This window comes from Citrobacter amalonaticus (assembly GCF_002918555.1).
GTDB classification, from domain to species: domain Bacteria; phylum Pseudomonadota; class Gammaproteobacteria; order Enterobacterales; family Enterobacteriaceae; genus Citrobacter_C; species Citrobacter_C amalonaticus_A.
In genome coordinates this window covers 111,329-127,252 of record NZ_PQMB01000002.1, presented here as the reverse complement: position 1 = coordinate 127,252, position 15,924 = coordinate 111,329, and the positions used below count along the sequence as shown (strand labels likewise).

Genomic DNA, 15,924 nt, shown 5'->3' with positions numbered 1-15,924 from the left:
TACAGAGCGGGAAAAGACGGTATCATTGCGCCACGTGACAGCAAATATGCAAACTTAATTAGCCATCATTATGATAATCAAACCTAAAATTCGTGGATTCATCTGTACGACAACGCATCCGGTTGGCTGTAAAGCTAATGTGGAAAGGCAAATCGACTACGTAAAGAAAAACGGGAAAATGGCTAACGGTCCTTCCCGTGTGCTGGTCATTGGTGCATCTACAGGTTATGGCCTTGCATCCAGAATATCTGCGGCATTCGGTAGCGGCGCGGCCACCATCGGTGTGTTTTTCGAGAAGCCGGGAACGGAATCTAAACCAGGTTCTGCAGGCTGGTACAACTCTGCGGCTTTTGACGAAGCGGCCAAACGTGAAGGTCTGTACGCGAAAAGCATCAACGGCGATGCGTTCTCCGATGAATGTCGCGATGAAGTTATCAGGCTCATCAAAGAAGATCTGGGCCAGATTGATTTAGTGGTTTATTCCCTTGCGTCTCCGGTCAGAAAAATGCCGAAGACCGGTGAAGTGGTTCGCTCAGCGCTGAAGCCAATTGGCGAGGTTTATACCTCTAAGGCGATTGATACCAATAAAGATCAAATCACCACAGCCAGCATTGAGCCTGCAACTGAAGAAGAAGTTCGCAATACCGTTACCGTAATGGGTGGCGAAGACTGGGAACTGTGGATGGATGCGCTGAACAACGCTGGCGTGCTGGCGGATGGCGTGAAAACCGTCGCATATTCTTACATCGGCACCGATTTGACCTGGCCTATCTACTGGCACGGCGCGCTGGGTAAGGCGAAAGAAGATCTCGATCGCGCCGCGAACGCGCTTCGCGGTCGGCTGGCTCCTGTCAATGGGACGGCAAATGTTGCGGTTCTGAAATCGGTCGTCACGCAGGCCTCTTCCGCTATTCCTGTTATGCCTCTGTATATCTCAATGGTCTTTAAGCTGATGAAAGAGCAGGGGATCCATGAGGGCTGTATTGAGCAGATCAATCGCCTGATGACAACCAGCCTGTACGGCGATAATCATGCGCTTGATGACAATCAGCGCATCCGTATGGATGACTGGGAGCTGCGTGACGATATTCAGCAGGCGTGTCGCGACCTGTGGCCGCTGATCACCACCGAAAACCTGGCGCAGGAAACTGATTATGCCGGTTACAAGCAGGAGTTCCTCAGCCTGTTTGGTTTCGGTTTTGCAGAAGTTGATTACGATGCAGATGTGAATCCGGAAGTTGAGTTCGACGTAATCACGTTGTAACTGGCGGGTGTAATTCAAATCAAAAGGGGCTTTAGCCCCTTTTTTCATGCATTTAAAAAGCGATTAGCGTGGTTTCGTAACGAATGCCTGGTTGGACACTCCGCTAACCTGGAGTAAATTCTGTTCTGACTGAAACGCGTTGCCCATGATGGAGAGAGAGGATGAAAAACGGAGTCCGGACAGGATTGCTGACGCTGGTGATGGTGAGCACGCCGGTGATGGCGGAACGGAGCGGCGTTTCATTCAGCTACAAGGACTGGGAAGTGGTTTGTGATAATACGCTGACCTGTCGTGCCGCAGGCTACAGCCATGAAGAAGGATCCGGTGGTTCAGTCCTGTTAACGCGCAAAGCGGGGAGTGGCACCGCGGTTACCGCAGAGGTGAGACTGGCGGAAATTGAATCTGACAGCAATCCTCCTGAACTGAGCCTCTGGATAAATGACCAGTCGGCAGGTGAGGTGAAACCCGCCAAAGACGATACCTGGCAATTAGCGGAAAAACAGACGCAAAATCTGATTAATGCGGTGAAAGGCTCAGGGAAAGTCGAGTTCAGAGGTGGGTCTGAGACGTTCCTGCTTTCTGGTGAAGGGGCTTATGCCGTACTGTTAAAAATGGATGAGGCACAGGGGCGAATCGGGACGTCGGGCGCGTTAACCCAAAAAGGCGACAGGCCAGAAAGCAGCGTGAAGGCCGCAATTCCTGCACCGGTTATTCAAAGAATGAAAACGCAAAAAGGGGAAGAGAGAGCGTTGACCGCACCGGAGCTTGCCGTGCTGAAGCCTAAACTCCTGGCAACGTTAACAGAGAATGACGGGTGTGACCGTATTCAGCCTTCAGAGGGGCAGGAACCTGAAACGATCGGCCTGATGCCGATTGATAGCAAACACGTCTTGATCTCCGCGCTATGCTGGCGGGCTGCGTATAACGAGGGATATGGTTACTGGGTGGCTGACAGTAAACTTCAGGGTCAGCCCGTTCTTATTACCGCTTCAGGCACCTATTATCATGATGGCGAAATTATCATGGGGCAGAAGGGACGTGGTCATGGTGATTGCTGGGGGATGGCCAGCTGGATATGGGATGGAGAGACTTTTCGTATGAGTAAAGAATCGACTACCGGGATGTGCCGTTATATCCGCCTGGGAGGGACCTGGGATTTACCAGGCTGGGTGACGGACGTCAAATCCGCGAAATAATATGAGTCTTGTTCGTACAATGGACGGATACCCACTTAAAAAATAGACCCTCGCGGCCACCTGACGTGGTGGACCGCCAGAAAATAACGTTGTGGAAAAGTATGACGGGTTGATTATTTCCGGGGGAGATTATTGGGAAATTTTCCTGAGTAGCTAAAAATAAAAAAACAAAAATATTTTTGTATGAATATCCTCAGAGTTATTATACTTACCGCATTATGCGTAGGGGTATTTATTCGAAGGTGTCATTTTTTGATATCGACTGGATAAAAACAGACCAATCCCTTCCTGAGATAATCCGAATATCTTAACAATTGCGCGAAGGTTTATTCGATTTGCAATGTGTTACAGCTCAAAAACCATCCGTCCATAATGGTCTTATTATGTGCGGAACTATAAAAATTTCCAAAGAATTTATTGGGTTAGAAAATGACGGCAATCGTTGTAAATTCATTTATATGACGATGATCATCTGGCAAGGTCTGGTGCTTTTTATACATACAAGAAGGGTCAAATAATAAAATGAGCAAAATTTCATCAAATCGTTCTGGCAGACGGAAACTTATATTATTTACACTATTGATTGGCATCGTCATTGGGGGCGCACTGTTGGCGGGCACCGCAACAATTATGCATAAAACAAGTGATACCGAATTTTGTGTATCTTGCCATACGATGCAGCAGCCGCTGGCAGAATATCAGGGCAGCGTGCATTTCCAGAATAATAAAGGTATTCGCGCGGAGTGCGCAGATTGCCACGTACCGCACCAACCTGTCGATTATATGTTGACCAAAATTGGCGCATTGAAAGATGTGTGGGGCGAAATGAGCGGGAAAATCGACACCCCGGAAAAATACGAAGCGCACAAGCTGGCGATGGCGCAAAGTGTCTGGTCCGATCTGAAAAAGAATGACTCGGCGACCTGTCGGTCCTGCCACGATTATAAAGCGATGGATATACTCGCACAGACGCCGGAAGCCCGTAAGCAACACCCGGTAGCGATCAAAGAAGGACAAACCTGTATCGATTGCCACAAAGGGGTAGCGCATATTCTGCCGAATATGAGCGGCCTGGCTGCGGCTGGCGCCAGCGAACTGGCTAACGCGGCGGTGAAAACCCCGGCAACGGCGACAACGCTGTACACCATTGCGACCCAACCGTTCTGGCTGAGTGAGAAGGCGGGTGACCATAATGATGGCAACCTGATGGCCTCAACCGAAGTGAAAGTGGTTAAGCGCGAGGGTGACATGGTGCTGGCGAATGTTCAGGGATGGCAGCAGGATGGCGTAACGGAGGCGTTCTACGCTGCACGCGGTAAACGTATTATGAGCGCGCTGCTGGGTGAAGAGGCCCGTAAGGCGCTGAAAGTCAATAGTACGGTAACCGACGAAGAGACCAGACAGGTCTGGCATGAAGTGGATTTGCAGGTCTGGCTGCCAGCGAAGAACCTGATTGGCGATCAGCAGAAAATCTGGAGCTATGCGTCCGATCTTATGGCTAACAACTGCACAGGATGCCACGGTTTAACCGAGTTGAATCGCTTTAATGCCAACCAGTGGATCGGGGTGGTTAAAGGGATGTCCGGTCGTACGTCGCTCACTCAGGAACAGGTACGCCTCCTGACGCAGTATGTACAAAAACACGCCAGTGACATGCCAGCAGCGGTTGAACAGGATAAAAAATAAGGAGCCATGATGAAAAAGAACAATGATTACGACATGGCGGAGAAGAGCCAGCAATCAGGAACAGAACTGACTCGCCGCCGTTTTCTGGCAGGAGCTGGCGCGCTAATGGCTGCACCGCTGCTGGCGGGACTGTGGCCGCGCTCGGCGCTGGCAGAAGCGATAAGCCAGGCGTTGCCTCAGTTTGTCGCACTGCGTCAGGCCGAAAGCGGTATTCTCACCGGTGCCCACTGGGGGGCGTTTGAAGCGATTATCCGTGATGGGAAAATGGTTGATGTCCGTCCGATAAAAGACGATCCGTACCCGAACGAACTGATTACGATGGCGCCTCATCAGGTGTATGCAAAGAACCGCATTAAATACCCGATGGTGCGTAAAAGCTGGCTGGAAGGGGGCGCGCAAAACGGTAAGCCAGAGCTGCGCGGACGCGATGAATGGGTGCGGGTGAGCTGGGACAAAGCCTTGCACCTGGTGGCCGGTGAAATTAGTCGCCTGCAAAAAGAGCATGGACCTTCGTCGATCTACGCGGGCTCCTACGGCTGGAAGAGCGTGGGAATGTTCCATAATCCGCGCACATTGTTACAGCGCATGATGAACCTTGCCGGTGGTTTCGTCGGCTATTCTGGTGACTACTCGACCGGCGCGGCGCAGGTGATCATGCCGCATGTCGTCGGCTCAGTTGAAGTTTACGAACAACAGACCGCATGGCCAAACGTTATTGAGAATACCGAACTGGTGGTTATGATTGGCTGTAATCCTATGATTACACTGAAAAATAGCTGGAACTTACCGGATCACGTAAGCCAGACTGGTTTTGAAGCGCTGAAGAAAAAAGGCACCCGGATGATCTGTATCGATCCGGTACATAGCGACAGCGCCAGAATGCTGGGGGCTGAGTGGATTGGTCCGCATAGTTATACCGACTGCGCACTGATGGCGGGCGTTGCCCATACGCTGCTGGCAGAAAAGCTCCACAATGTGGATTTCCTGAATACCTATACCGTGGGTTTTGATAAGTTCGAAGCGTACCTGACCGGTAAAGAAGACGGCGTGGTGAAAGACGCGGACTGGGCGGCGGATATCAGCGGTGTGGATGCTGAGGTTATTAAACAACTTGCGCGTGATATGGCGAAACATCGCACCATGATCATGGGCGGTTGGGGGATTCAGCGTCAGCACCACGGTGAACAGGCTCACTGGATGATGGTGACGCTGGCCTCAATGTTGGGCCAGATTGGTTTACCCGGCGGTGGTTTTGGCTTTAGTTACCATTACTCCTCTGGCGGCAGTCCGACTGCCCGCGGCGGTATCCTGGCCGGGATCTCGGCGGGTAGCCCGACGTCTCCCGCAGCGAAAGACATTACGCCATTCCCGGTGGCGCGGATTGCTGACGCGCTTGCCAATCCGGGTAAGACTATCGACTACAACGGTACGAAGGTCACTTATCCGGATATCAGGATGGTCTATGTGGCGGGTGGGAATACGTTCCATCAGCATCAGGATACCAATAATCTGGTGAAAGCCTGGCAGAATCCGGAAACCATCGTGGTTAATGAACCCTACTGGACGGCCACCGCAAAACATGCCGATATTGTGTTGCCGGTCACCACGACCTACGAGCGCAACGATCTGGATATGGGCGGCGATTATTCACAGCTCTATGTCTTCCCGTTGCATCAGTGTGTGCCGCCGCAGAATGAAGCCAAAAACGACTTTGACGTGTTTGCGGGGATTGCTGAGATTCTCGGCGTGCATGACGCCTTTACCGAAGGTAAAGATGAGATGCTGTGGTTAAAAGGCATGTATGACGAGATGAAAACCCAGGCGCGTAACGCACGCGTGGCGCTACCGCCGTTTGATATGTTCTGGGCCTCCAATAACTACATTCGTTTCCCAATTCCGGAAGAGAATAAGCAATGGATTCGTTTTGCCGATTTCCGTGAAAACCCACTGCTCAATCCGCTGGGGACGCCATCCGGTAAAATTGAGATCTATTCGGATGCGATTGCCAAAATGGGCTATGAGGACTGTAAAGCGATCCCAACCTGGATGCCGCCACACGAATGGTATCGCGGGGAGGAAGCGGCAAAATATCCGCTCTCACTCAATACCGGACACCCAATCAATCGCCTGCACTCCCAGCTCGACAATACGCCACTGCGTGAGAAATATGCCGTAGCGGATCGTGAAGCGATCTGGATTAATCCGGTGGATGCGTCTGCCCGCAATATCAAAGATGGCGATCTGGTTCGCGCCTTCAACGATCGCGGCCAGATACTGGTCGGTGCGGTTGTTACCGACCGTGTCCGCGACGGGGTGGTGCGTATCAGCGAAGGGGCGTGGTTTGATCCGGCAGACCCGGCGCAGCCTGGTTCGTTGTGTAAGAATGGCAACGTCAACTGCCTGACCTTTGATATCGGTTCCTCAAGTCTGGCGCAGGGAAACTGCGGTCAAATGTCGCAGTTGCAGATTGAGAAGTACACGGGGCCAGTTCTGCAAAATACCGCACATGCCGTGCCGCAAGGCGCGTAATTCACTCTGACAGAGAGCGCTCCGAAAGGGGGGCTCTCTGTTTTCTTAGTCCTGATACAGCGTTGTTCATCGATACGTTTCGCTTACGGCAAAAAACGTGTTTTATTTTGAATAAACGCTCAATGGGTACAGGTGATTTTTCAGGAAAACTTGGGAAACAGAAGAGGGATGAAACTGAGCACCAGATCACCAGGACAGTGAAATGGTGCGTCCGAGTGGACTCGAACCACCGACCCCCACCATGTCAAGGTGGTGCTCTAACCAACTGAGCTACGGACGCAAAATGGTGCGTTCAATTGGACTCGAACCAACGACCCCCACCATGTCAAGGTGGTGCTCTAACCAACTGAGCTATGAACGCAACGTTGTAGGTGACAACGGGGACGAATATTAGCGGCAGAGGCGGGAGGAGGCAAGAGGGAAATGGTAATTTTCTTCCTGATTTCACTCGATTGCGGAGGAAATACGCAAAATGTTGAGAGAATAGCCGCCATCAGGCGGCTATTGTTGGTTTATCGGGCAGCGCGCTGCAAAATAACGGCAGAGGGCTGACGTTGCAGGAAGCGCATTCGCAACATTATCATTATCGCGGCAGACGTCAGGCCGATAATAAAGCCCATCCAGAAGCCAGCCGGTCCCATACGATCCACGACCAAATCGGTGAGCGCGAGAACGTACCCGCTCGGTAACCCCAGGACCCAGTAGGCTGTAAAGGTAATAAAGAAGATTGAACGCGTATCTTTATAACCACGTAAGATCCCGCTACCGATAACCTGAATGGAATCAGAAATCTGGTACACCGCCGCCAGGAGCATCAGATGCGCCGCCAGCGTGACCACTTCAGGATTATCGTTATAGAGCAGGGCGATGTGCTCGCGCAGTGAGACGGTGAAGATCGCCGTCAGGCACGCCATACAGACCCCCACGCCAAGACCGGTACGCGCTGCGGTTTGTGCATCCAGCGTCGAACCTTGCCCCAGACGGTAGCCAACGCGGATAGTCACTGCCGCCGCCAGTGACATCGGCAAAACAAACATCAGCGAGCTGAAGTTGAGGGCGATCTGGTGACCTGCAACATCAACAATTCCCAGCGGGGAGACCAGCAGGGCTACGACGGCAAACAGCGTCACTTCAAAGAACAGCGCCAGCGCAATCGGCAGGCCTAGCTGCACCAGACGCTTCATCACGTTGGTATCCGGTCTACTAAAACCTTTCGCATTGCGAATATCACGCATTGAACGTGCGTGCTTAACGTACCAGAGCATGGCAAAGAGCATCACCCAGTAGACCGTAGCGGTAGCGACACCGCAGCCAACGCCGCCAAGCTCAGGCATGCCAAAGTGACCATAAATGAAGATGTAGTTCACGGGAATGTTAACTAACAGGCCAAGAAAGCCTATCACCATGCCCGGTTTGGTTTTGGCCAGACCTTCGCACTGGTTACGCGCAACCTGGAAGAAAAGATATCCTGGCGCCCCCCACTGCAGGGCGCGCAAATAACCTACCGCTTTATCAGCAAGCGCAGGATCGATATTGTGCATTGCGTGGATGATGTGTCCGGCATTCCACAACACCAGCATGATTAACACAGAGACTGAGCCGGCCAGCCAGAATCCCTGGCGAACCTGGTGCGCAATGCGATCGCGGCGTCCGGATCCGTTAAGCTGGGCGATAACCGGGGTCAGTGCCAGTAGCAGCCCATGTCCGAACAGAATCGCAGGCAGCCAGATGGAGGTACCGATAGCCACCGCCGCCATGTCGGTGGCGCTATAGCCACCCGCCATTACAGTATCGACAAATCCCATTGCTGTTTGCGCAACCTGCGCGAGGATCACGGGTATTGCCAGCGCTAATAACTGACGGGCTTCACTTACATACTTTTGCACGTATACACCACAATATTGTTGTTTTTTGCGAGACTAAAAAAGCCGCCTTAAGTGGCAGCAAGAAGAATAAGCAGAGGAAATATCAGTCTATTGTAGCGAGGAATAAGTAATTCTCCAGTGAAAAAACAGCGCAGAGTGGCGCATCGCTGGCAACCTCAATTTTCACCTGCTATTGTGCTGGGCAGAATGTTTTAACTGAGTTCAGGAGTTACAGGTATGTTTACGGGTATTGTGCAGGGCACCGCGAAGCTGGTGTCGATTGATGAAAAACCTAATTTTCGCACTCATGTAGTGGCGTTACCTGAATACATGCTGGACGGGCTGGAGACCGGCGCCTCCGTTGCGCACAATGGCTGCTGCCTGACCGTGACAGAAATAAACGGGAATCACATCAGTTTTGATCTGATGAAAGAGACGCTGCGCATTACAAATCTGGGTGATTTAGTGGTCGGCGATCTCGTCAACGTCGAGCGGGCGGCAAAATTTAGCGATGAAATTGGCGGACACCTGATGTCGGGCCATATTATGACGACCGCTGACGTTTCCAAAATTTTGACCTCAGAAAATAACCGCCAAATCTGGTTCAAAGTGCATGAGCCTGAGCTGATGAAATATATCCTCTATAAGGGATTCATTGGCATTGATGGTATTAGCCTGACGGTCGGGGAAGTCACCCCAACGCGTTTCTGTGTGCACCTGATTCCGGAAACCCTGGAGCGAACGACGCTTGGCAAGAAAAAGCTGGGGGCGAGGGTGAATATTGAAATCGATCCGCAGACGCAGGCGGTGGTTGATACCGTTGAACGGGTACTGGCTGCGCGTGAGAGCGCAATGAGTAAAATGTCTGACGACGTATAACGTGGATAAAAGCCCCCGATGCGTCGGGGGCCAGGGGAATTAGCGAGGGACGCGCAGGCCGTGTTCAACGCCGCGAGTGAAAACCACCTGCCAGAGTTGAATATCGCGTGCGCGGAATGCACCTGCGCAGGCGTTCAGATAGTAACTGAACATCCGCCTGAATCGTTCGGAATAGTTATCGGCAATTTCCGGCCACGCCGCGAGAAACCGCTCATACCATGCCATTAGCGTGGTATCGTAATCTGCGCCAAAGTTGTGCCAGTCTTCCATCACAAAGTGCGGTTCGCTGGCACTGGCGATCTGACGAACGGAAGGCAGGCAACCGTTCGGGAAAATGTATTTATTGATCCACGGGTCAACATTGTTATCTGTCTTTTTGGAACCGATCGTGTGCAGCAGAAAAAGACCGTCCGACGTTAAATTGCGATCTACCACGTCAAAATAGGTATGGTAGTTCTTCGGACCCACGTGCTCAAACATCCCAACGGATACAATGCGGTCAAACTGATCGTTTAAATCACGATAGTCCTGCAACAGAATGGTGACATCCAGACCGGCACAACGCTCCTGCGCCATTTTTTGCTGTTCTGCTGAGATAGTGACGCCCACGACGCTGACGCCATAATTAGACGCCATATACTGAGACAGTCCCCCCCAGCCGCAGCCAATATCCAGCACGCGCATACCTGGCTTCAGCGCCATCTTCTCGCAAATCAGCTTCAGCTTCGCTTGCTGGGCAGACTCCAGCGTATCGGCGTCTTTCCAGTAAGCGCAGGAATATTGCATGAACGGGTCGAGCATACGGCTGAACAGATCGTTGCCGAGGTCGTAGTGTTCTTTACCGACAATCCATGCGCGCTTTTTGCTTTGCAGATTGAACAACCGGGCGCCGAGGATCCGCAGGGTGTCTTTGAAATGGTGTGGGATTTGATTTTCGAGACCGGCACGTAACACTTTGCTAAAAAACATATCCAGATGGTCGCAATCCCACCAGCCGTCCATATAACTCTCACCTAAACCCAGCGACCCTTCCCGCAATACGCGTTTAAAAAAATCGGGATTTTTGACGCGAATATCTGCCGGGGCGGGGCCGTTGATCGTAATCCCCGCGCGGCTTAATAATTCGTTGGTGATACGGTACCAGTTATCATCCGGTACACTGACTTCTTCTATACACGATGAACTCATAGCTTCTCCATCACTGGTCGGTGATCAGAACCTTAAAACAGCGTAGACGCTTTTTGGGCTTTGTGAGAAATCTCGCAGATTAATTCTGTGAGTCTATTATCCGACGTAGAACAGAGGAAGGGAGGAACCCTTACCGAAACGGCCATCCGTGGTGAATCGGGAACGCTCTCGTTCCCGTTAGCACATCATAATTATCGTAATATTTAACAACTGGAATTGAGTATAGGCCTCAATTTTCGATGATTCAACAGAAAATTGTTAGCGAGCTAACTATCCATTGTTGATATATATATCAATGGGATTCGCCCTGGGCAACCTCAACGCTTTCACTGTGCTGATGGGCGTCACGGGGTTGCGATTGCAGTTTGTATCCCAAAGCGGCTAACAAAATGGTTACCAACATAACACTGGTGGTTGTCATCAGCGGGGTGCTGATTAACCAGGAGACCACCAGGCTTGCGAGGAAACAAAGCCCCAGTTGCAGGGTATTCTGCAGGGCGGCGGCGCGACCGGTCGCCTGTGGGAACGGACGTAATGCCTGAGCGACAACAATGGGGTAGATGGCACCATTGGCAATCGCCATCACACAGAATGGGATCAAAATTTCTGTCAGCGAGGCATGGGGAATAAAACCGGCTGCCCAGGTGCCAATAACGCTGAGCGCATACATCACCAGCAACCACGGCAACAGCTGCTGGCCCTGCCATTTCTGCAACGCTGCCCGGCAGCCGTAGCCACCGATCAGAAAGGCAATTGTCTGCGGAACATAGCTCAGACCAATTACCGCCGGGCTGTAACCCATTTCACTCAGAATAAAGGGGGAGCCAGTAAGCCATGCGAAAAAGCTTGCGGAACAGGCGGCATAAATCAGCACGTTGCCGCGGTACGTTTTTGAACGTAGCAGGGTGGCAAACGTCAGCTTATCCTGACGGTCATTGCGCGCTTTGGCTGTCGGTTTTAAACGTAGCGCTGGCAGCATCAGAATCAGGGTAATAACGAAAAGCGTGGCAAAAATGGCCTGCCAGGAGAAATGCGTCAGGATCCAACTGCCCAACAGTGGCGCAAGGGCGGGCGATAATCCGACCAGCGGCATAATGGTGGCAAAGATGCGATTAATTTTTTGCGAGGGATAATAATCGGTCACCAGCGCCTGCCAGATCACCGTCGCAGCGCAAACGCCAACAGCCTGGACAAAACGTAATACCAGCAAACCGGTGGCACTTTCGACCCAGAGCATACCGAGGCTCCCCAGGGCGAAAACAGAAAGTCCCAGCAAAAGTATTGGCTTGCGGCCGTAGCGGTCAGATAACGGTCCCCAGAGAAGTTGCGCGATGGCAAAACCGGCTAAAAACAGGCTGAGACTTGCGCTGACGGCAGACGCTGGCGTTTGCAGGTCAGCCTGGATTGTCGCGAAAGCGGGCAAATACATATCCGTTGCCAGAAAACCCAGCACGCTAAGGCCAGCCAGCCAGACCAAAAACCCTTTTCCTGGTTGCATAAATCATTCTCTTCGTAAGCAATAATGTCCTGCCGCAGAGTGTAGGGAGTGAAATTCCCGTTGTGAAACGGTAATATTTGGTGACTGGATTCAAAAAAATTGCAGGCAAGATATGTGGTCTGAATATTCACTTGAAGTTGTTGATGCCGTGGCACGTAACGGCAGCTTCAGCGCCGCAGCGCAGGAGTTACACCGCGTGCCCTCTGCGGTGAGCTATACCGTACGCCAGCTGGAAGAGTGGCTCGCTGTGCCACTTTTTGAACGCCGTCATCGCGATGTGGAATTAACGCCTGCTGGGGCATGGTTTTTAAAAGAGGGGCGTTCTGTTATCAAAAAAATGCAGATCACCCGTCAACAGTGCCAGCAAATTGCCAACGGCTGGCGCGGACAGCTGGCGATTGCGGTGGATATCATCGTCAGACCCGAGCGTACACGGCAAATGATCGTCGATTTCTATCGCCACTTTGATGACGTTGAACTGCTGGTTTTTCAGGAGGTGTTCAATGGCGTCTGGGATGCGCTGTCTGATGGCCGCGTTGAGCTGGCGATTGGCGCGACGCAGGCTATTCCTGTCGGGGGGCGTTACACTTTTCGCGATATGGGAATGCTGAGCTGGTGTTGCGTGGTGGCAAGCCATCATCCACTGGCGTCAGAGCCTGGGCCACTCAGTGACGATACGTTGCGCAACTGGCCGTCACTGGTGCGCGAGGACACATCACGCACGCTGCCAAAGCGCATTACCTGGCTGCTGGATAACCAAAAGCGGGTGGTGGTGCCGGACTGGGCCTCCGCGGCGACCTGTATTTCTGCGGGGCTGTGCATCGGTATGGTCCCCACGCATTTTGCCAAGCCCTGGCTGGATAATGGCCGCTGGGTCGCGCTGCGGTTAGAGAATCCGTTTCCCGATGCGGCTTGCTGCCTGACATGGCAACAAAACGACATGTCTCCGGCGCTGGCATGGCTGCTGGACTATCTGGGGGACAGCGAAACGCTGAACAAGGAGTGGTTGCGGGAACCTGAACAGGCTCCCGTGGAGGAGAATTAACGACGATAATCGCGGAAGGGACCGTCAGCCACGGAGCGGCGCTCCACCAGTCGTGGATGAACCTCAATCGACTGCGACTCCTCGCGCTTATTCACAATACGATCTAACAGCATGTTGAATGCCGTTTCCCCCAGCGAATCTTTCGGCTGGTGGATGGTGGTCAGCGCTGGCGTAAAGAAACGGGCGTTACGCACGTTGTCATAGCCGATCAGCGAGACATCCTGCGGCACGCGCAGCCCCATCTCGTCTGCCGCACACAATGCCCCCATTGCCATGATATCTCCGCCGCAGAAGACTGCCGTCGGTCGGTGGTGCTGGGAGAGGATCTGCTGCATGGCGCGGTATCCGGATTCCGGCTCAAAATCACCCTGTACGATCCAGTTTTCCGGAACCTTGATCAGCGCTTCTTCCATTGCTTTCATAAATCCGGCAAGACGACCCGCGCCGGTGTTGCGCTCCATCGGCCCCGGAATGACGCCGATTTCACGATGGCCGCGTTCCACCAGATAACGGCCTGCCATGTAGCCGCCTTCAAAAGCGTTATCAATCACCGTATCGGTAAAGTCAGCTTTGGCCTCGCCCCAGTCCATCACCACCATAGGGATATGGCGATATTCCTCCAGCATGGAGAGAAGGGGCTCAGGGTATTCTGAACACATCACCAGCAGGCCATCCACGCGCTTTTGCGCCATCATAGAGAGGTATGCGCGCTGCTTCTCAAGGTTATTCCAGGCGTTGCCAAGGATCAGCGTATAGCCTTTCTGGAAACAGTTTTTCTCAACCGCTTCGATAATTTCTGCAAAGTAGGCGGCCTCACTGCTGGTTGCGACCAGGCCAATGGACTTGGTGTGGTTAACCTTCAGACTACGGGCCACTGCGCTGGGGGAATAGTGTAACTCCTTTATCGCCGCCCACACTGCATTACGCGTCTCCTCGGCGACGAAACGCGTTTTGTTGATTACATGTGATACGGTTGTAGTGGAAACGTTTGCTCGCTTCGCTACGTCTTTAATTGTTGCCATTACATCTCACTCCAGACCATATCCTGAACTCCTGAAAAATATGCAAGTAAACGTTTGCCTTCACACACCCCGAGCGCAACATCAGGGTTGCGGTACGCCGGATAAAAGACACGGAACGTCAGGAGGGGGTCAATGGCCGGTACGCTAAACAAGTAAGCGTGGAATTTTGTCTGATCTTGATGAAAAGGGGAAGCGCTAAAAACGGTTATCACTCTAAATCATGGGAGATTTTTGCATTCAAGTGTGTAAAAATGCGCAATATCACTTTTTGTGTGGGAATAAAAAGGAGAAAACTTGATGAGTACCGATCTTAAATTTTCGTTAGTGACCACCTTTATTGTGCTGGCTTTGATTGTAGCGGGTGGTTTGACCGCCGCTCTGCACTGATTTACCCTGAGGGAGAGCTCTCTCCCTCATCGCTTTCCCGCAATTGTTATCAAATAAGCAAAAGTCTTTTGTAATTCTGTTAACTTTATTATTTCTGTGATTGATGTCATGCTTTTCGCTCTTATTTGAGTGTCGCGTTGCAACGCGAAGACGTGGAATTGAAGCATGAAAATCAATTATCCTTTACTGGCGCTGGCTATCGGCGCATTCGGTATTGGAACAACCGAATTCTCTCCTATGGGCTTACTGCCTGTCATTGCTCGCGGCATGGATGTTTCAATTCCGGCAGCGGGTATGCTGATTAGCGCCTACGCGGTTGGAGTGATGATCGGCGCACCGTTAATGACGCTGCTGCTTTCGCACCGTGCCCGACGCAACGCGCTCATTTTCCTGATGGCAATCTTCACTCTCGGCAACGTGTTTTCGGCGATTTCCCCGGATTACACCACCTTAATGCTGTCGCGCATTCTGACCAGCCTGAACCACGGCGCATTCTTTGGTCTCGGTTCGGTCGTCGCCGCAAGCGTGGTCCCCAAACATAAACAAGCCAGCGCAGTGGCAACCATGTTTATGGGACTGACTATCGCCAATATCGGCGGCGTTCCTGCAGCAACCTGGCTGGGTGAAACCATCGGCTGGCGGATGTCATTTATGGCGACCGCCGTGCTGGGAGTGATCTCAATGGTCAGTTTGTACTTTTCCTTACCAAAAGGCGTGGCAGGCACGCGTCCGGAAGTGAAGAAAGAGCTGGCGGTTCTTCTGCGTCCGCAGGTTATCTCTGCATTACTGACAACCGTGTTGGGGGCAGGGGCGATGTTCACGCTCTACACCTATATCTCTCCGGTTCTGCATAGCATCACCCATGCCACTCCCGCTTTTATTACGGGGATGCTGGTGCTGATCGGCGTGGGTTTCTCCATCGGAAACTATTTGGGGGGTAAATTTGCTGACCGTTCGGTAAACGGTACGCTGAAAGGTTTTTTACTCTTGCTCATGGTCATCATGCTGGCGATCCCCTTTCTGGCACGTAATGAACTGGGGGCCGCGATTAGCATGGTGGTTTGGGGGGCGGCGACTTTTGCTGTCGTACCGCCTTTGCAGATGCGCGTAATGCGAGTGGCTCATGAAGCGCCGGGGCTTTCTTCATCGGTGAATATCGGGGCGTTTAACCTGGGGAATGCGCTGGGGGCGGCGGCCGGTGGTGCGGTTATCTCGGGTGGGCTGGGCTACAGTTTTGTCCCGGTGATGGGGGCTATTGTGGCAGGCGTCGCGCTGCTTCTGGTCTTTATCTCGGCACGCAAGCAGTCTGAACAGAGGTATGCTGCAAACTAATCAAGATACTAAAACGCAGAAGGGAGACCTTCT

At 52.3% G+C, this 15,924-nt stretch carries 12 protein-coding genes and 2 tRNA genes; 8 read left to right on the top strand and 6 right to left on the bottom strand.

What is annotated here, in order from left to right; all coding sequences use genetic code 11:
* Positions 1-70: 70 nt before the first annotated feature.
* From fabV to torA, 4 genes are all read left to right on the top strand, one after another.
* Positions 71-1,264 carry an enoyl-ACP reductase FabV gene (gene fabV, locus C3432_RS05990; protein ID WP_103775755.1) on the top strand — a complete coding sequence of 398 codons (1,194 nt, stop codon included), beginning with the start codon at positions 71-73 and terminating at the stop codon, positions 1,262-1,264.
* A 161-nt stretch (positions 1,265-1,425) separates the two neighbouring features.
* On the top strand, positions 1,426-2,460 hold the full coding sequence (locus C3432_RS05985; protein WP_103775754.1) for a DUF1176 domain-containing protein: 1,035 nt from the start codon (positions 1,426-1,428) through the stop codon (positions 2,458-2,460).
* Positions 2,461-2,982: 522 nt separating this feature from the next.
* Positions 2,983-4,146: a NapC/NirT family cytochrome c gene (locus tag C3432_RS05980; RefSeq protein ID WP_103775753.1), complete on the top strand. Its 1,164-nt coding sequence runs from the start codon at positions 2,983-2,985 to the stop codon at positions 4,144-4,146.
* A 9-nt stretch (positions 4,147-4,155) separates the two neighbouring features.
* The gene (gene torA / locus C3432_RS05975) at positions 4,156-6,675 is read left to right on the top strand and encodes a trimethylamine-N-oxide reductase TorA (protein ID WP_103775752.1); all 2,520 of its coding nucleotides are present in this window, start codon (positions 4,156-4,158) and stop codon (positions 6,673-6,675) included.
* Between the two features lie 203 nt (positions 6,676-6,878).
* Here torA and C3432_RS05970 read toward each other — a convergent pair.
* From C3432_RS05970 to mdtK, 3 genes are all read right to left on the bottom strand, one after another.
* A tRNA-Val gene (locus C3432_RS05970) sits at positions 6,879-6,955 on the bottom strand.
* Between the two features lie 4 nt (positions 6,956-6,959).
* Positions 6,960-7,036, bottom strand: a tRNA-Val gene (locus C3432_RS05965).
* 151 nt (positions 7,037-7,187) lie between these two features.
* Positions 7,188-8,561, bottom strand: coding sequence for an MdtK family multidrug efflux MATE transporter (mdtK, locus tag C3432_RS05960; RefSeq protein WP_103775751.1), 1,374 nt, complete (start codon positions 8,559-8,561; stop codon positions 7,188-7,190).
* A 216-nt stretch (positions 8,562-8,777) separates the two neighbouring features.
* On the opposite strand from mdtK, the gene C3432_RS05955 reads away from it, so the two are divergent.
* The gene (locus C3432_RS05955; RefSeq protein ID WP_103775750.1) at positions 8,778-9,419 is read left to right on the top strand and encodes a riboflavin synthase subunit alpha; all 642 of its coding nucleotides are present in this window, start codon (positions 8,778-8,780) and stop codon (positions 9,417-9,419) included.
* A gap of 39 nt (positions 9,420-9,458) precedes the next feature.
* Here the strand turns inward: C3432_RS05955 and cfa are convergent, their stop codons facing one another.
* Positions 9,459-10,607 (bottom strand): cyclopropane fatty acyl phospholipid synthase, encoded by a 1,149-nt coding sequence (gene cfa / locus C3432_RS05950; protein ID WP_103775749.1) that lies wholly within the window; start codon positions 10,605-10,607, stop codon positions 9,459-9,461.
* 292 nt (positions 10,608-10,899) lie between these two features.
* A complete protein-coding gene (punC, locus tag C3432_RS05945) occupies positions 10,900-12,105 on the bottom strand; it encodes a purine nucleoside transporter PunC (protein ID WP_103775748.1) in 1,206 nt (401 codons plus the stop codon).
* A 112-nt stretch (positions 12,106-12,217) separates the two neighbouring features.
* Between punC and punR the strand changes: the two genes are divergently transcribed.
* Positions 12,218-13,150 (top strand): DNA-binding transcriptional activator PunR, encoded by a 933-nt coding sequence (punR, locus tag C3432_RS05940; protein ID WP_103775747.1) that lies wholly within the window; start codon positions 12,218-12,220, stop codon positions 13,148-13,150.
* Here the strand turns inward: punR and purR are convergent.
* Complete coding sequence (purR, locus tag C3432_RS05935; protein WP_103775746.1) at positions 13,147-14,172, bottom strand: HTH-type transcriptional repressor PurR; 1,026 nt, start codon at positions 14,170-14,172, stop codon at positions 13,147-13,149. The genes punR and purR overlap by 4 nt on opposite strands.
* Positions 14,173-14,469: 297 nt before the next feature.
* On the opposite strand from purR, the gene cydH reads away from it, so the two are divergent.
* Positions 14,470-14,559 (top strand): cytochrome bd-I oxidase subunit CydH, encoded by a 90-nt coding sequence (gene cydH, locus C3432_RS05925; RefSeq protein ID WP_086512609.1) that lies wholly within the window; start codon positions 14,470-14,472, stop codon positions 14,557-14,559.
* Positions 14,560-14,724: 165 nt separating this feature from the next.
* Positions 14,725-15,891 (top strand): MFS transporter, encoded by a 1,167-nt coding sequence (locus C3432_RS05920; protein WP_103775744.1) that lies wholly within the window; start codon positions 14,725-14,727, stop codon positions 15,889-15,891.
* The last annotated feature ends 33 nt before the right edge of the window (positions 15,892-15,924 follow it).